Origin of the sequence: Pseudomonas sp. yb_9 (assembly GCF_043103635.1) — a bacterium.
GTDB classification, from domain to species: Bacteria; Pseudomonadota; Gammaproteobacteria; order Pseudomonadales; family Pseudomonadaceae; genus Aquipseudomonas; species Aquipseudomonas monteilii.
The window spans coordinates 40644-56157 of sequence record NZ_JBICKA010000084.1; the positions used below are offsets into that span (position 1 = coordinate 40644).

16 protein-coding genes and 1 tRNA gene are annotated in these 15514 nt (G+C 63.0%); 13 read left to right on the forward strand and 4 right to left on the reverse strand.

The genetic code is table 11. The features are described 5' to 3' along the window. Positions 1-14 precede the first annotated feature (14 nt). From ACF8MI_RS22120 to ACF8MI_RS22140, 5 genes are all read left to right on the forward strand, one after another. Entirely contained in the window at positions 15-1304 is a 1290-nt protein-coding gene (locus tag ACF8MI_RS22120) for an OprD family porin (protein ID WP_060497931.1), read from the forward strand. Positions 1305-1336: 32 nt separating this feature from the next. Then, the gene (locus ACF8MI_RS22125; protein ID WP_021785748.1) at positions 1337-2317 is read left to right on the forward strand and encodes a tripartite tricarboxylate transporter substrate binding protein; all 981 of its coding nucleotides are present in this window, start codon (positions 1337-1339) and stop codon (positions 2315-2317) included. A gap of 138 nt (positions 2318-2455) precedes the next feature. Beyond that, positions 2456-2914 carry a tripartite tricarboxylate transporter TctB family protein gene (locus tag ACF8MI_RS22130; RefSeq protein WP_060497932.1) on the forward strand — a complete coding sequence of 153 codons (459 nt, stop codon included), beginning with the start codon at positions 2456-2458 and terminating at the stop codon, positions 2912-2914. Positions 2915-2917: 3 nt separating this feature from the next. Then, the gene (locus ACF8MI_RS22135; RefSeq protein ID WP_060497933.1) at positions 2918-4432 is read left to right on the forward strand and encodes a tripartite tricarboxylate transporter permease; all 1515 of its coding nucleotides are present in this window, start codon (positions 2918-2920) and stop codon (positions 4430-4432) included. Then, entirely contained in the window at positions 4425-5456 is a 1032-nt protein-coding gene (locus ACF8MI_RS22140) for an AbrB family transcriptional regulator (protein ID WP_060497934.1), read from the forward strand. Before ACF8MI_RS22135 ends, ACF8MI_RS22140 begins: the two co-directional genes overlap by 8 nt. Before the next feature lie 26 nt (positions 5457-5482). Here the strand turns inward: ACF8MI_RS22140 and ung are convergent, their stop codons facing one another. Continuing rightward, on the reverse strand, positions 5483-6175 hold the full coding sequence (gene ung, locus ACF8MI_RS22145) for a uracil-DNA glycosylase (RefSeq protein WP_200929132.1): 693 nt from the start codon (positions 6173-6175) through the stop codon (positions 5483-5485). Positions 6176-6301: 126 nt separating this feature from the next. Here ung and ACF8MI_RS22150 point away from each other — a divergent pair, with 126 nt between their 5' ends. Further along, on the forward strand, positions 6302-7408 hold the full coding sequence (locus ACF8MI_RS22150) for an enoyl-CoA hydratase/isomerase family protein (RefSeq protein ID WP_200929131.1): 1107 nt from the start codon (positions 6302-6304) through the stop codon (positions 7406-7408). Between the two features lie 44 nt (positions 7409-7452). Here the strand turns inward: ACF8MI_RS22150 and ACF8MI_RS22155 are convergent, their stop codons facing one another. Then, complete coding sequence (locus ACF8MI_RS22155; RefSeq protein ID WP_104833344.1) at positions 7453-7902, reverse strand: hypothetical protein; 450 nt, start codon at positions 7900-7902, stop codon at positions 7453-7455. Between the two features lie 212 nt (positions 7903-8114). Here ACF8MI_RS22155 and ACF8MI_RS22160 point away from each other — a divergent pair, with 212 nt between their 5' ends. From ACF8MI_RS22160 to ACF8MI_RS22180, 5 genes are all read left to right on the forward strand, one after another. Next, a complete protein-coding gene (locus ACF8MI_RS22160; protein WP_104833345.1) occupies positions 8115-9596 on the forward strand; it encodes a sensor domain-containing diguanylate cyclase in 1482 nt (493 codons plus the stop codon). Continuing rightward, positions 9589-9801: a cysteine-rich CWC family protein gene (locus ACF8MI_RS22165; protein ID WP_060497939.1), complete on the forward strand. Its 213-nt coding sequence runs from the start codon at positions 9589-9591 to the stop codon at positions 9799-9801. Before ACF8MI_RS22160 ends, ACF8MI_RS22165 begins: the two co-directional genes overlap by 8 nt. 9 nt (positions 9802-9810) lie before the next feature. Beyond that, complete coding sequence (locus ACF8MI_RS22170) at positions 9811-10503, forward strand: pseudouridine synthase (RefSeq protein WP_060497940.1); 693 nt, start codon at positions 9811-9813, stop codon at positions 10501-10503. Positions 10504-10848: 345 nt separating this feature from the next. Further along, positions 10849-11745, forward strand: a complete 897-nt coding sequence (locus ACF8MI_RS22175; RefSeq protein ID WP_060497941.1) for an alpha/beta fold hydrolase — start codon at positions 10849-10851, stop codon at positions 11743-11745. Between the two features lie 111 nt (positions 11746-11856). Continuing rightward, a tRNA-Gly gene (locus ACF8MI_RS22180) sits at positions 11857-11930 on the forward strand. Here the strand turns inward: ACF8MI_RS22180 and ACF8MI_RS22185 are convergent. Next, on the reverse strand, positions 11897-12097 hold the full coding sequence (locus ACF8MI_RS22185) for a hypothetical protein (RefSeq protein ID WP_080587352.1): 201 nt from the start codon (positions 12095-12097) through the stop codon (positions 11897-11899). The genes ACF8MI_RS22180 and ACF8MI_RS22185 overlap by 34 nt on opposite strands. Between ACF8MI_RS22185 and ACF8MI_RS22190 the strand changes: the two genes are divergently transcribed. After that, the gene (locus ACF8MI_RS22190) at positions 12096-13802 is read left to right on the forward strand and encodes a SulP family inorganic anion transporter (protein WP_104833347.1); all 1707 of its coding nucleotides are present in this window, start codon (positions 12096-12098) and stop codon (positions 13800-13802) included. The two genes, ACF8MI_RS22185 and ACF8MI_RS22190, sit on opposite strands and share 2 nt — an antisense overlap. Positions 13803-13890: 88 nt before the next feature. Further along, entirely contained in the window at positions 13891-14901 is a 1011-nt protein-coding gene (locus tag ACF8MI_RS22195) for a DUF4917 family protein (RefSeq protein ID WP_104833348.1), read from the forward strand. A 20-nt stretch (positions 14902-14921) separates the two neighbouring features. Here the strand turns inward: ACF8MI_RS22195 and ACF8MI_RS22200 are convergent, their stop codons facing one another. Next, complete coding sequence (locus ACF8MI_RS22200) at positions 14922-15428, reverse strand: AlpA family transcriptional regulator (protein ID WP_104835381.1); 507 nt, start codon at positions 15426-15428, stop codon at positions 14922-14924. Positions 15429-15514: the final 86 nt, after the last annotated feature.

The following is a 15514-nucleotide window of genomic DNA, read 5'->3' on the forward strand; positions in this document are numbered from 1 at the left end:
CGGAGTCATCGACGATGCTGTCATCGCAGCCGCAGGCGTTCGCGCCTACCCGTTCCTTTGCCGCACGCCCCTCCGCCATCGCCAGCGCCCTTGCGCTTGCCGGTGTCGCCCCGATGAGCCAGGCCGCCTTCTTCGAAGACAGCACGGCCACCTTCGAAACTCGCAACATGTACTTCAACCGCGACTTCCGCGACGGCACCAGCGCGCAGCAATCCAAGCGCGACGAGTGGGCCCAGGGCTTCATCCTCAACTTCGAGTCCGGCTACACCGATGGCACCGTAGGCTTTGGCCTGGATGCACTGGGCATGATCGGCATCAAGCTCGATTCCAGCCCCGACCGCACCGACACCGGCCTGTTGCCGACCCACGATGATGGCAAGGCCGCCGATGAATATTCCAAACTCGGCCTGACCGGCAAGGTGAAGATTTCCCAGACCGAACTGAAAGTCGGCACCCTGATCCCCGAGCTGCCAACCCTGCAGCCCAACGACGGGCGCATCCTGCCGCAAACGTTCGAAGGCGGCCTGCTCACCTCGAAGGAAATCAAGGGCCTGACCTTCACTGGCGGTCGCCTGGACAAGGCCAAGGACCGCAACGACACCAACTGGGAAGACCTGGCACTGAACAACAAGAACGGCCGCTTTGGTGGCACGTTCAGCGCCGACAACCTGGCCCTGGGCGGGCTGGACTACCAGTTCACCGACCGCATCACCGGCAGCTATCACTTCGCCCAGCTCGACGACATCTACCGCCAACACTTCATCGGCATGGTCGCCACCCAGCCGTGGGGCCCGGGCACCTTCGGCGCCGACCTGCGCCTGGCCGTGAGCGACGACGCCGGTGCGGCCAGGGCGGGCAACATCGACAACACCACCGTCAACGGCATGCTCAGCTACGCCCTGGGCGGGCACAAGGTCAGCGCCGCCTGGCAGCAGCTGTCTGGGGACAGCGCCTTCCCGTATGTCGATGGTGCCGACCCGTACCTGGTCAACTTCGTCCAGATCAACGACTTCGCCGGCGCCGACGAGCGCTCCTGGCAAGCGCGCTACGACTACAACTTCGCCGCCCTCGGCGTGCCAGGCCTGACCTTCATGACCCGCTACATCAGCGGCGACAACGTCAGCCGCGCCGCCGGCGGCGAGGGCAAGGAGTGGGAACGCAACACCGAGCTCAAGTACGTGGTACAAAGCGGCCCGTTGAAGAACGTCGCCGTCCGCCTGCGCAACGCCACCTTCCGCTCCAACTTCGCCCGCGACGCGGACGAAGTGCGGCTGCTGGTGAGCTACAGCGTCGCCCTGTGGTAACCCAATAACAACAACGCTCACGGAGATAGACGATGACCTTTTCACTGCGCCGCCTCGTCCTCGCTACCGGCTGCCTGCTGTTGGCCGGCAATGCCCTCGCCGCCGAACCGAAACGTCCCGAATGCATCGCCCCCGCCTCGCCCGGCGGTGGCTTCGACCTGACCTGCAAACTGGTGCAAAGCGCCCTGGTGCAGGAAAAGATCCTCAGCAAGCCGATGCGCGTCACCTACATGCCCGGCGGTGTCGGCGCGGTGGCCTACAACGCCGTGGTCGCCCAGCGCCCTGCCGATGCCGGCACTCTGGTGGCCTGGTCCAGTGGTTCGCTGCTGAACCTGGCACAAGGCAAGTTCGGCCGCTTTGACGAGAACGCGGTGAAGTGGCTGGCCGCTGTCGGTACCAGCTATGGCGCCATCGCGGTGAAAAGCGACTCCCCTTACAAAACCCTCGACGACCTGGTCGCTGCGCTGAAGAAAGACCCGAGCAAAGTGGTGATCGGCTCCGGCGGCACCGTGGGCAGCCAGGACTGGATGCAGACCGCCCTGATCGCCAAGGCTGCCGGCATCAACCCGCGTGACCTGCGCTACGTGGCCCTGGAAGGCGGTGGCGAAATTGCCACGGCGTTGCTGGGTGGCCATATCCAGGTTGGCTCGACCGACATCTCCGACTCCATGCCGCATATCCAGAGCGGCAACATGCGCCTCCTTGCAGTGTTCTCGGAAAACCGCCTGGACGAACCCGAGATGAAAGACATCCCCACGGCCAAGGAACAGGGCTACGACATCGTCTGGCCAGTGGTACGCGGTTTCTACCTGGGGCCAAAGGTGAGCGACGAGGACTACGCCTGGTGGAAGGCTTCGTTCGACAAGATGCTGGCCTCGGAAGACTTCGCCAAGCTGCGTGACCAGCGCGAGCTGTTCCCGTTCGCCATGACCGGCGAAGAGCTGGACGGCTATGTGAAGAAGCAAGTGGCTGACTACAAGGCATTGGCCAAGGAATTTGGGCTGATTCAGTAAGTCATCCGCAACCTTTCTCAGATACCTGTGGGAGCGGGCTTGCCCGCGAAGCAAGCACCGCGGTGTATGGCACCGGCTTTGCCGGTGTTCGCGGGCAAGCCCGCTCCCACAGGGTCCGCGTTCAATGAGGACTCTGCAATGATCCTGCAACGCATCTTCGCCCTGGCCCTGCTGGCGGTGTGCGCCGCTCTGGCCGTGATGGCCTTGCCCTACCAGGCGGCGTTTTCCTATGAGCCGGTCGGCCCACGCGCCTACCCGCTGCTGATGCTCGGCCTGATGAGCCTTGGCCTGCTGTACCTGGTGTTTCGCCCTACGCCCATCGTGCGCAAGGACGATGAACCGGAACTGGACCGCGAAACCCTGACCAAGATTGCCGCCTGCGTCGGCCTGCTGGTTGTTTTCGCCGCTACCTTCGAACCTTTGGGCTTCATTCTCAGCGCCATGCTGGTCGGTGTGCCCATGGCCCGGCTGTACGGCGGTCGCTGGCTGCACAGTGCCATCGTGGTGGTCGGCATGAGCGTCTTTCTCTACTGGCTGTTCGACCGCGTAATGGACGTGCCCCTGCCCCTTGGCCTGCTGAGCGTACTGGAGAACTGACACATGGATACCTTGAGCTACCTCGGCCAGGGCTTCGGCGTCGCCCTGTCCCCCTACAACCTGGTCACCGCCCTCTCCGGCACCCTGATCGGCACTGTGGTCGGCCTGCTGCCAGGCTTGGGCCCGATCAACGGCGTGGCCCTGCTGATTCCCATCGCCTTCGCCCTGGGCCTGCCACCGGAGTCGGCGCTGATCCTGCTGGCAGCGGTGTACCTGGGCTGCGAGTACGGTGGGCGAATCAGCTCGATCCTGCTGAACATCCCGGGCGAGGCCTCGACCGTGATGACCACCCTTGACGGTTACCCGATGGCCCGCCGGGGCCTGGCCGGCGTGGCCCTGTCGCTGTCGGCCTGGAGTTCGTTCATCGGTGCCTTCATCGCCACTTGCGGCATGGTGCTGTTCGCGCCGTTGCTGGCGAAATGGGCCATTGCTTTCGGCCCGGCGGAGTACTTCGTGCTGATGGTGTTCGCCATCGTCGCCCTGGGCGGCATGGCCGGTGACAAGCCCCTGAAAACCTTCATTGCTGCCCTGATCGGCCTGTTCCTGTCGGCGGTCGGCATCGACGCCAACAGCGGCGTCTACCGCTTCACCGGTGACAGCGTGCACCTGGCCGACGGCATCCAGTTCGTGGTGCTGGTGCTGGGCCTGTTCTCCATCAGCGAAATCCTCCTGCTGCTGGAAAAGACCCACCATGGCCATCAGGCGGTAACAGCCACAGGGCGCATGCTGTTCAACTTCAAGGAAGCGGCTTCGGTGTTCGTGGTGAACATCCGTTGCGGCCTGCTCGGTTTCATCATGGGCGTCCTGCCCGGTGCCGGTGCAACGCTGGCCAGTGCCGTGGCCTACATGACCGAGAAACGCCTGGCGGGTGAAAGCGGCAAGTTCGGCAAGGGCGATGCACGTGGCCTGGCCGCGCCGGAAACCGCCATCGGTGCTTCGTGCTGTGGCGCCCTGGTGCCGATGCTGACCCTGGGTGTACCGGGCTCTGGCACCACCGCCGTGATGATCGGTGCCCTGACCCTGTACAACATCACCCCCGGCCCACTGCTGTTCGAACAGCAGCCAGACATCGTTTGGGGCCTGATCGCCTCGCTGTTCATCGCCAACATCATGCTGGTGATCCTCAACATTCCGATGATCCGCATTTTCACCCGCATCCTCGCCGTGCCGAACTGGGCGCTGGTGCCGGTGATCGCGATCATCACCGCCATCGGCGTGTATGCCGTGCATGCCACCACCTTCGACCTGTTCCTGATGGTCGGCATCGGCATCATGGGTTACATCCTGCGCAAGCTGGACTTCCCGCTGTCGCCGATCCTGCTCGGTTTCATTCTCGGCGGGCTGATGGAGCAGAACCTGCGCCGCGCACTGTCGATTTCCAACGGTGAGCTGGGCATCCTCTGGTCGAGCCCGATCAGCATGGGCGTGTGGGCGCTGGTGGTGCTGATGCTTGCCTTGCCGCTGCTGCGCATCTGGCGCAAACGCAGCCAGCAGCGCCGGGCCCTGGCCGATGCCTGATCGCGCGTTGCCGTTGTTTGTCGCAACCGGGCTGGTCGGCCTTGCTGGCGGTTACATCGCCAGCAAGGTCGGCTGGCCTTTGCCGTGGATGGTCGGCTCGCTGCTGGCCATCATCCTGGTGCGCTGCCTGACGCCCTGGCAACTGTCAGAGATACCCAACGGCCGCAAGTGCGGGCAGTGCATCATCGGGATCGGCATTGGCCTGCATTTTACCCCGGCAGTGATCGAGCAGGTGGGCAGCCATTTTGTGCTGATTTTCTTCGGCGCCCTGTTCACGACCCTGTCCAGCGTGATCAGCGTGTGGCTGTTGCGAAAGACCGGTGAAGACCGCGCCACGGCGTTTTTCGCCAGCATGCCAGGAGGCTCGGGAGAGATGGTCAACCTCGGCGCACGTAACGGCGCGGTACTCAGCCAGGTGGCTGCGGCGCAGAGCCTGCGGGTGCTGGCGGTGGTGCTGTGCGTACCGGCGCTGTTCAAGTTCTTGCTGGGTGACGGGGTACCGCTGAACCACGCCGGCAGCGTCAGCTGGGGCTGGCTGGCCTTGATCGCCCCGCTGGGCGTTGCCGTTGCGCTGCTTTGGCAACGCTTGCGCCAGCCCAATCCGTGGCTGTTCGGGCCATTGCTGGTAGCGGCCACGGTCAGCCTGGCTGGCAACCTGCAAATCGCACTGCCCAATGGTGCCAGCCAGATCGGGCAATGGTTGATAGGCAGCGGCCTGGCTTGTCACTTCAACCGGGCGTTCTTCAGCCGCGCACCGTCGTTCCTGGCGCGCACGCTGTTAGCCACGGTGCTGTGCATGGCGATTGCCGGCAGTGCCGCGTGGGTGCTTAGCGTGATGACCGCGCTGGATTTGCGTTCGCTGACGCTGGGGATGATGCCGGGCGGGATTGCCGAAATGAGCCTGACGGCAGAAACCCTGCAACTGTCGGTACCGTTGGTGACGGCGTTGCAGGTGATGCGCCTGCTGTTCGTGCTGTTTTTGGCAGAGCCGTTGTTCAGGTATTGGGTAAGGGATCAGCATTAGGGGCCGCTACACGGCCCCGCTAATCCTCAAAGTGGTGGCAACGCCCAGTTGATCGGCGCCATGCCACGCTGCTCAAGGAAGCTGTTGGTCCGGCTGAAATGCCCGCAGCCCAGGAACCCACGGTAAGCCGACAGTGGCGACGGATGCACCGACTTCAGCACCAGGTGCCTGGTCCCATCGATCAGCTTCTGTTTGCTCTGCGCATGCGAACCCCACAGCAGGAACACCACGTTCGGGCACTGCTCACTGACCACCTGGATAACCCGGTCGGTAAAGAACTCCCACCCCTTCTTGGCGTGCGACGCCGCATTGGCTCGCTCCACGGTCATGGTCGTGTTGAGCAGCAATACACCCTGCTCGGCCCAGCTTTGCAGGTAGCCATGGCTGGCAATCGGGATATTCAGGTCGCGCTGCAGTTCCTTGTAGATGTTGACCAGCGACGGCGGCGTGGTCACGCCCGGTTGCACCGAGAAGCACAGACCATGCGCCTGGCCCGGCCCGTGGTAAGGGTCCTGGCCAAGGATGACCACCTTCACCTGGTCCAGCGGTGTCGAGTTGAGTGCATTGAAGATCAGCGGCCCTGGCGGGTAGATCTCCTTGCCGGCGGCATATTCGCTGCGCAGGAACGCTCGCAGCTGATGCATGTAGGGCTGGTCGAATTCGGTGCGCAGCGCGGCCTTCCAGCCGGGTTCGAGTTTGATGCGATCGTCGTCAGTCATGGGGCCATCCGTAAACAATGGCGCGACACTAGGTAACCCCTCCCCGCTTGTCAAACGATCCGACCGACAACCGGCATGTTCAGCCAGGCAGGCCATACTTGTGCGATGACTTGAGCGAGGTAGTCCATGGCCATTCATTGCGGGGTACTCACCGGCGCCGATGGCGCCCGCATCGGCATTGCCACCCTGGATGCACCCAAGGCACTCAATGCCCTGAACCTGCCCATGATCGAAGTATTGGGCGAACAACTGCATGCCTGGGCCCGCGATCCGGGCGTAGTCTGCGTACTGCTGCGCGGCAACGGCGCAAAAGCCTTCTGCGCCGGTGGCGATGTACGCGCACTGGTACAAGCCTGCCGCGACCACCCTGGCAGCGTGCCGCCCCTGGCTGCCACCTTCTTCGCCGCCGAGTACCGCCTGGATTTTGCCCTGCACACCTACCCCAAGCCGCTGCTGTGCTGGGGGCATGGGCATGTGCTAGGTGGCGGCATGGGGCTGTTGCAGGGGGCCAACGTGCGTATCGTCACGCCCAGCAGCCGGCTGGCCATGCCGGAAATCAGCATTGGCCTGTACCCGGATGTGGGCGCGAGCTGGTTTCTGGCGCGGCTGCCGGGCAAGCTGGGGTTGTTCCTGGGGCTGACGGGGGTACCGATCAACGCCCGCGATGCCCTGGACCTGGGCCTGGCCGACCGTTTTCTGGGCGAGCACCAGCAAGAGGCGCTGATCGAAGAACTGCTGCAGTTGAACTGGCAAGAGCAGACCGCCCTGCAGCTGAACAGCCTGCTCAAGGCCGAACAGCACCGCGCCTGCGCCGAGTTGCCCGAAGCCCAGTGGTTGCCAAGGCGGCAGGTGATCGATGCGTTGCTCGACGTGGCCGATGCGGCGGCGGCCTGGCGTGCGCTGGAAGGGCTCAAGCACCATGATGACCCGCTGCTGGCCGATGCCGGCCAACGCTTGCATCAGGGTTGCCCACTGACGGCGCACCTGGTCTGGGAGCAAATCCGCAGGGCACGGCATCTGTCGCTGGCACAGGTGTTCCAGATGGAATACAGCATGAGCCTGAACTGTTGCCGTCACCCCGAGTTCAGCGAAGGCGTACGCGCCCGCCTGCTGGACAAGGACGACCAGCCGCGCTGGCACTGGCCCGATGTGGCGCAGGTGCCAGCGGCGGTGGTCGAGGCGCATTTTGCCAAGGTGTGGGAGGGGCGGCACCCATTGGCAGATCTGGGTTAGGCTTGCCGGCGATGGGGCGCAAAGCGCCCCCGCTTCACTTCACCTTACCGCTGCCAGTTACCTCCTTGCCTCTGCCCCCGCTGGCCATCCCAACGCCCGCCACCATTCCCCTGCCTGTTGGAATGCGAATCGCCACGCGGGTAGCGCTGGCTGCCATCACGATAGTCATGGCGATCCCGGTCTTGCCTGTAGTCTTGCCGTTGGCGATTGCCATAGTCGTAGCGCGGGTTGCCATGCCACCGGTTCATCCCCGGCTGCGGATACGGCCGGTATTGCGGCGCGGGGGCTGGCCGGTAGTAATAGCGGGGCGCCGGCTGGTAGTAATAGCGCGGTTGCGGCGTGACGTAGTAACGGTCATAGCGGTAATAACCCGGCGAGACGTAACGGTCGGTGGAGTAGTAGTCCGAACGGTAATAGCCCCCGCTCTCGTAGTACGGGGCGCAGGCAGAAGTCATCAGCCCCAGCAGGGCGATCAACAGGATTCGATAGGACATGGCGGCCTCCTGGACCGCTGGAGTGCCCGAACAGCGGCGCTGGCGAGCATCGATGCGTGATGCGTTCATCGACACTGAATAAGACAGCGACGCCTGGGTGCAGTGCCATTTCCGCAACAATTTGATACAGGTGCGGTAGCCCCGAAAAACTTGCAGTCATTTATCGGTCATCTCACTAGAATGGGCGGCTCGGCACACATCATGGGAAGATCATGCCCTCACGTTCCGCTCTGTTCTCGCAGCGTTCGCTGATCGTTACCCTGCTGGTGCTGCTGGCCTGCGGCTTCCTTGCTACCTCGCTGCTCAGCTACTTCTCCTCGCGCAGCGCCATCCGCGACGGCATTATCAATACCGAATTGCCGCTGACCTCCGACACGGTCTACTCGGAAATCCAGAAAGACCTGATTCGCCCGGTGCTGATCGCCTCGATGATGGCCCAGGATACGTTTTTGCGTGACTGGGTACTGTCGGGCGAAAAGGACACCCAGCGCATGACACGCTACCTGGGCGAGGTCATGGGCAAGCAGGACACCTTCACCTCGTTCTTCGTCTCCGACCGCACCCTCACTTACTACCAAGCCAAGGGCGTGCTCAAGCAGGTGCAAGCCGACACATGGCGCGATGCCTGGTATTTCCGCCTGCGCGACCTCAAGGCACCCTACGAGATCAACGTCGACCTGGACATGGCCAACCAGGACAGCCTGACCGTATTCATCAACTACCAGGTGCACGACTACCAGCACCGCTTTATCGGTGCTGCCGGGGTGGGACTGAGTGTGTCCTCGGTGGTCAAGCTGATCGACCAGTACCAGCGCCGCTACCAGCGGTCGGTCTTGTTTGTCGATGCCAAAGGCAAAGTGTTGCTGACCGGCTCCGAAGGTGGCCCGCACGGTTTGCGGGTCGGCCAGCCACTGAGCGACAACGCCGAACTGAGCGATGTGCTGGCCGAACAGCGGGTGCCCGGCGAAGGCAGCCACGAGTACCACGACAGCGACAACCACAGCCACTTCCTCAACGTGCGCCACTTGCCCGAGCTGGACTGGTACCTGTTGGTGGACAAGCGCGAAACCGGCGCCCTCGACCACATTCGCCACTCCCTGTACCTGAACCTTGCCATCTGCGCGATGATCACCTTGGTGGTGCTGGCGCTGGTGCATGCCATGGTGCGCCGCCATCAGGCCAGCATCGAGGCACTGGCCACGCTCGACAGCCTTACCGGCCTGCCCAACCGGCGCAGCTTCGACTTGCTCGCTGCCCAGGCGTTGCACGAAGCCCAGCGCGACAGTGGGCCACTGGTGGCGCTGCTGATCGACCTGGACCACTTCAAGGCGCTGAATGACACCCACGGCCACCTGGCAGGCGACGAAGTGCTGCGCCAGTTCGCCAATGTGCTGCAGGGCAGCCTGCGCCAATCGGATATACTTTGCCGCTGGGGCGGCGAGGAGTTCATCGTGCTACTGCGTGAAGCCGAAGGTCGGCAGGCCATCGAGGTAGCGGAAAAGATCCGCCGCCGCACCGAACAGCTCACGTTCAGCTACGACGAACAACCTCTGCGCCTGACCACCAGCATCGGCCTGAGCAGCCTGCAACCGGAAGATACCCTGCACGCCCTGCTGACCCGCGCCGACCGAGCGCTCTATCGTGCCAAGCAGGCCGGCCGTAACCGCGTCTGCAGTGAAACCCAAGATGAATGACAGCCAACACTGCCCCGCTTGCGGTGCCCTCAACCAGTGCAGCCTGGCCGACCCACGCCGCGCCACCCAGGCCTGCTGGTGCTACAGCGTGAGTATCGACCCGGCCGTGCTCCAGGCCCTGCCCGCCGAATTACGCGACAAAGCCTGCCTGTGCCCACGCTGCGCGGCCGTTGAAGAACAACTTCGATCAACCACTTCTCACTGACCTGTTGCAATGCGCCTCGACCGCTTCCTTGCCAACCTGCCCAGCCTCAACCGCCAACAAACCCGCCTGATGCTGGTACAACGTCGTGTGCGGGTAGATGGCCAGGTGGTCAGCGACCCGCTGACCGAGGTACGCGAATTCAGCCGCGTGGAACTGGACGACCAGGTGCTGCAGGCTGGCCGGCCGGCGCGCTACCTGATGCTGCACAAACCCACGGGCTGCGTCAGCGCCACCCAGGACCCGCAGCACCCTACCGTGCTCGACCTGCTGCCCGAAGCATTGCGAGGCGACCTGCACATAGCCGGGCGCCTGGACTTCAACACCACCGGGCTGATGATTCTGACCAACGATGGCCAATGGTCACGGCGCCTGACCCAACCTGCCACCAAGCTGCCCAAGCACTACCTGGTGGACACCGAGGACGAGATTGGCGAGCACTATGAGGCCAAGTTTCGTGAGGGTTTCTACTTCGCCTTTGAAGGCCTCACCACCCTGCCCGCCCAGCTGGACATCCTCGGCCCGCGCCAGGCGCGGCTGGCGATCGTCGAAGGGCGCTATCACCAGGTCAAGCGCATGTTCGGGTTCTTCGACAACAAGGTGGTGGGGTTGCACCGGGAAAGCATGGGCGCGATCTACCTGGACCCGGGTTTGGCGCCCGGGGAGTTTCGTGAACTGACGGCTGATGAAATCGCCACTGTCTAGGCTGCCCGTTCTGGCCCAAGGTGGTCATACGACCGCTCAGCGACAAAAGTCACAAAATCTCCCGAACGGCACTTGCAGGATCCCCGACCCACTGCTTGAATCCAAATCGTCAGTCTGCATGTGACCAATAAGTCACGCCCGCAGTCGAAGACGCCTTTTGCCGGCCACCCAGGGCCTTGATGCCTTGGGGCACGGCAAATTGCCCGCCAAAAACAATACCGTCGACGCATGTGCCAAGGATCGACACAGGGCCCCCCGGTTACTCTTCAGGCGAATGCCTACCTGTCATAAAGAACGTGCACCCTAGGTGACGCGAATACCCTTTTTGCGCCAGGAGTCGATGACATGAGGCCAGAAATCGCTGTACTTGATATCCAAGGTCAGTATCGGGTTTACACGGAGTTCTATCGCGCGGAAGCGGCCGAGAATACGATCATCCTGATCAATGGCTCGCTGGCCACCACGGCCTCGTTCGCCCAAACGGTACGTAACCTGCACCCGCAGTTCAACGTAGTGCTGTTCGACCAGCCGTATGCCGGCAAGTCCAAGCCACACAACCGCCAGGAACGGCTGATCAGCAAGGAGACCGAGGCGCACATCCTCCTTGAGCTGATCGAGCATTTCCAGGCCGACCATGTGATGTCGTTCTCGTGGGGTGGCGCAAGTACGCTGCTGGCGCTGGCGCACCAGCCGCGGTGCGTGAAGAAGGCCGTAGTGAGTTCCTTCTCGCCGGTGATCAACGAGCCGATGCGCGACTACCTGGACCGTGGCTGCCAGTACCTGGCCGCCTGCGATCGCTACCAGGTCGGCAACCTGGTCAACGACACCATCGGCAAGCACCTGCCATCACTGTTCAAGCGCTTCAACTACCGCCACGTCAGCAGCCTGGACAGCCACGAGTACGCGCAGATGCACTTCCACATCAACGAGGTGCTGCAACACGACCTGGAGCGGGCGCTGGAGGGTGCGCGCAATATCGACATCCCGGTGCTGTTCGTGAACGGCGCCCGCGACGAGTACACCACGGTCGAAGATGCCCGGCAGTTCGGCAAGCACGTGGGCAAGAGCCATTTCAGCGTGATTCGTGACGCTGGCCACTTCCTGGACATGGAGAACAAGTCTGCCTGCGAAGACACCCGCAGCGTCCTGCTCGGTTTCCTCAAGCCGACCGTGCGTGAAACGCGTCATCGCTACCAGCCTGTTCAACAAGGGCAGCAGGGGCAGCATGCATTGGCCATCTGAGCGCATCGGCGCCCTGTGACTGATACCCGCAGGCTAGAGGGTGCCGACAAGCTTTTTTATAACTTGGGCTTCTAATTCGTGGAGGGTTCTGGTAAAAAGTGCTGCGCAGACGCGGGTATAGTTTAGTGGTAAAACGAAAGCTTCCCAAGCTTTAGTTGAGGGTTCGATTCCCTCTACCCGCTCCACATTGCATCACCGCATGGCGTTCCAGCAACGTCATCGCTGTCAAAAGGGGCCTCGGCTCCTTTTTTCGTTTCTGCCCTCCCGGTTTGATCTGGCCCATGGCCAATTGCCTGCCGATCCGCTTCAATGCGTAGATGGTTACGTGAAGCATTTCGAAAGGACGACGCATGTTTCTCTCCCGCTGGCTACCGGGCCTTGCCAACCTGCTGCATTACCGCCGCGAATGGTTCCATACCGATTTGCAGGCAGGCCTCTCGGTCGCGGCGATTCAGATACCCATCGCCATCGCTTACGCACAAATCGTCGGTTTGCCGCCGCAGTACGGCCTGTACGCCTGCGTGCTGCCAATGATGGTCTACGCCCTGATCGGCAGCTCGCGCCAGCTGATGGTAGGCCCTGACGCCGCCACCTGCGCGATGATCGCCGGTGCCGTGGCGCCGCTGGCCATGGGTGACCCGCAACGCATCGCCGAACTGTCGGTGATCGTCACCGTGCTGGTCGGGGTGATGCTGATCGCTGCCGGCCTGGCACGGGCCGGGTTCATTGCCAGCTTCTTCTCGCGACCGATCCTGATCGGCTACCTCAACGGCATCGGCCTGAGCCTGATCGCCGGGCAGCTGTCCAAGGTGGTGGGGTTCAAGATCGAGGGCGACGGTTTTATCCTCAGCCTGATCAACTTTCTCCAGCGCCTGGGTGAGATCCACTGGGTCACGTTGTTCATCGGCCTGGCCGCTCTGGGCCTGCTGATCTGGCTACCACGGCGTTTCCCGCGCCTGCCCGCCGCGCTGACCGTGGTGGCACTGTTCATGTTGCTGGTCGGCCTGTTTGGCCTCGACCGCTTCGGCGTCGCCATCCTCGGCCCGGTGCCGGCCGGCATCCCGCAGCTGGCCTGGCCGCACAGCAACCTGGCGGAAATGAAGAGCCTGCTGCGCGACGCCCTGGGTATCGCCACCGTCAGCTTCTGCAGCGCCATGCTCACCGCACGCAGCTTTGCCGCCCGCCACGGCTACGCGATCAACGCCAACCACGAATTCGTCGCCCTGGGCGTGAGCAACCTGGCGGCCGGGGTATCCCAGGGCTTTGCCATCAGCGGCGCCGACTCGCGTACCGCCGTCAACGACATGGTGGGTGGCAAGAGCCAACTGGTGGGCATCGTCGCCGCGCTGGTCATTGCCCTGATCCTGTTGTTCTTCACCGCGCCGATGGCGTGGATCCCGCAGGCAGCATTGGGGGCCGTGCTACTGATGGCCGGCTGGGGGCTGATCGACATCAAGTCACTGGGGCTCATCCGCCGCCTGAGCCGCTTCGAGTTCTGGCTCTGCCTGCTGACCACGGCGGGCGTGCTGGGCCTGGGCGTACTGCCCGGCATCGTGTTTGCCGTGACACTGGCGATCCTGCGCCTGCTCTACAGCATCTACCAACCCACCGACGCCGTGCTCGGCTGGCTGCCGGGCACCGAAGGCCAGGTCGACATCCGCAAGCACAAGGACGCCCGCACCGTGCCGGGCCTGGTGGTGTACCGCTTCGACGACGCGATCCTGTTCTTCAACGCCGACTACTTCAAGATGCGCCTGCTTGAAGCGGTGCAGAGCCAGGACCAGCCCAAGGCCGTGCTGTTCGATGCAGAAGCCGTCACCAGCATCGACGTCAGCGGTATCGCCGCCTTGCGTGAAGTGCGCGACACCCTGGCCGCGCAAGGCATCTTCTTTGCCATCGCCCGCGCCCGGGGCACCTTCCTGCGCATGCTGGTGCGCTCGGGGATGGCGCGGGAGATGGAAGACAAACTGCTGTTCGGCTCGGTGCGAGCGGGGATTCGGGCGTATCGGGTGTGGCGTAACCGCAACCGTAGTGTGCAAGTGGCCGAACGGGGTTGAAGGGGGGGTTGTTGCGAGTGGCCCTCGCACACCCTGCACGACATGCTAAAGTCGCCCCCGCTCCCCGCTCCACCCAACGGACTCTAGCATGCCTGCACTTGACGCCACCCTCACCCCTTGGCCAGAACTCGCCGCCCGCCACCCCTGCGATGCCCTGCTGCTGGGCAACGGCGCCAGCCGCGCAGTGTGGAAGCCGTTCGGCTATTTCTCGCTGTTCGAGGAAGCACAACGCGCAGGCCGCAAGAAAGGCCTGGCGGTCAGTGACCAGGCCCTGTTCAAGTCGTTGGGCACGGAACTATTCGAGCCGGTGCTCAGCGCCCTCAACACCACCGTGCGCGCCAACGCCGCACTGGCCATCAACTCCACCGCACCGCTGAACCGCTATTACTCGATCAAGGAAGCGTTGATTCACGCCGTGCGCACGGTACACCTGCCGTGGCCGCTGATGCCGCCAGCCACCCTCGCGGCCCTCAACCAGGCCCTGCGTGGCTACCGCAGCGTCTACACCAGCAACTACGACCTGCTGCTACCGTGGGCTGTACAGAGCGCCCCATACGGCTTCGCCGAACTGTTCGACGAACAAGGCTTCTTCGACGTGCGTCGCACCCGCGGCGAAGGCACGCGGGTGATGCACCTGCACGGCGGCCTGCACCTGCTGAAGCTGCCCGACGGCACCACCCGCCAACGCAGCGCCGACAGCGCCGAACTGCTTGATGGCTTTGCCGTGAACATCCCAGGTGAGGTGCCACTGTTCGTCAACGAAGACCGCAGCGACGAAAAGCTGCGCGCCATCCGCCATTCGGACTACCTCAGCTGGTGTCTGGGGCAGCTGGCCCAGGAAAGCCAGGGGTTATGCCTATTCGGTCAGCACCTGGACAGCAGTGACCAGCACCTGCTCGAAGCCATCCGCCAGGCCCGGCCGAAGCAGCTCTCGATTGCTATCCGGCCGGTGAGCGAAGCGTCGGTGATCAACCAGAAGCAGCATTTTGTTGATCGGTTTGGAGATTTGGCCGGGACGCAGGTGCATTTCTATGACGCCAGTACGCATCCACTGGGGCTGACGACGTTAGCTATCGAAGTGCCGCTCCCTCGTAAATGAACGGGTCATGAAATACAGCTTCAATGAGCCAATGCAGCACTGCCAAAGACTCGTTCATATGCACGCGTTACATTGACAGCCATCGCAGTGCGGGCAAGCTCCAAGATACCCGGGCCTATCGAGTAACTACCTCGCTCCTGCAACCAGGCCAGAACGTCGGCAAGATGCCATAGAGAGGTAGTGCCATCGTGAGCAGGTGCAGGAAAACTGTTTGAATGTGCCAGCATGAGTTTGCGCATGTTTTGCCGAGATACGCCGATAATCTCCGCCACATCGGTAAGCCCTACCAGGTCAGGCGTCGCTTCAATGAGGCGGGCGCCTGGAACAACCCTGCCAACATCATTCAGTGCGCTCTCGATAGCCTGTTTTGCTGAGGCTGCCTCCCGGATGAATGCAAGTGCCAGTCGCCCCGGCTGGCCTACACCCACCAACGCATCATCACACCCACCTTCGGCCAGACGCTCCAGTAGCGCATCGGTATCTTCGTTTTCACTCAATTGGTACTTGAGGGTGAACTCGTATTCCACTGCCATTACTCCCAGCCAGCGATTGGCGCGCACGATGCCATGATGCTATGCACGAAGTTGTCAAATGACAACCATCAGGAAAGCAT

Excerpts from the sequence above, each read along its gene's own strand:
- ACF8MI_RS22130 (WP_060497932.1), top strand. The coding sequence starts at position 2,456 with ATGATCCTGCAACGCATCTTCGCCCTGGCCCTGCTGGCGGTGTGCGCC.
- ung (WP_200929132.1), bottom strand. The coding sequence starts at position 6,175 with ATGACTGACGACGATCGCATCAAACTCGAACCCGGCTGGAAGGCCGCG.
- ACF8MI_RS22160 (WP_104833345.1), top strand. The coding sequence starts at position 8,115 with ATGCCCTCACGTTCCGCTCTGTTCTCGCAGCGTTCGCTGATCGTTACC.
- ACF8MI_RS22150 (WP_200929131.1), top strand. The coding sequence starts at position 6,302 with ATGGCCATTCATTGCGGGGTACTCACCGGCGCCGATGGCGCCCGCATC.
- ACF8MI_RS22140 (WP_060497934.1), top strand. The coding sequence starts at position 4,425 with ATGCCTGATCGCGCGTTGCCGTTGTTTGTCGCAACCGGGCTGGTCGGC.
- ACF8MI_RS22120 (WP_060497931.1), top strand. The coding sequence starts at position 15 with ATGCTGTCATCGCAGCCGCAGGCGTTCGCGCCTACCCGTTCCTTTGCC.
- ACF8MI_RS22175 (WP_060497941.1), top strand. The coding sequence starts at position 10,849 with ATGAGGCCAGAAATCGCTGTACTTGATATCCAAGGTCAGTATCGGGTT.
- ACF8MI_RS22185 (WP_080587352.1), bottom strand. The coding sequence starts at position 12,097 with ATGCGTCGTCCTTTCGAAATGCTTCACGTAACCATCTACGCATTGAAG.
- ACF8MI_RS22190 (WP_104833347.1), top strand. The coding sequence starts at position 12,096 with ATGTTTCTCTCCCGCTGGCTACCGGGCCTTGCCAACCTGCTGCATTAC.
- ACF8MI_RS22170 (WP_060497940.1), top strand. The coding sequence starts at position 9,811 with ATGCGCCTCGACCGCTTCCTTGCCAACCTGCCCAGCCTCAACCGCCAA.
- ACF8MI_RS22155 (WP_104833344.1), bottom strand. The coding sequence starts at position 7,902 with ATGTCCTATCGAATCCTGTTGATCGCCCTGCTGGGGCTGATGACTTCT.
- ACF8MI_RS22135 (WP_060497933.1), top strand. The coding sequence starts at position 2,918 with ATGGATACCTTGAGCTACCTCGGCCAGGGCTTCGGCGTCGCCCTGTCC.
- ACF8MI_RS22165 (WP_060497939.1), top strand. The coding sequence starts at position 9,589 with ATGAATGACAGCCAACACTGCCCCGCTTGCGGTGCCCTCAACCAGTGC.
- ACF8MI_RS22125 (WP_021785748.1), top strand. The coding sequence starts at position 1,337 with ATGACCTTTTCACTGCGCCGCCTCGTCCTCGCTACCGGCTGCCTGCTG.
- ACF8MI_RS22195 (WP_104833348.1), top strand. The coding sequence starts at position 13,891 with ATGCCTGCACTTGACGCCACCCTCACCCCTTGGCCAGAACTCGCCGCC.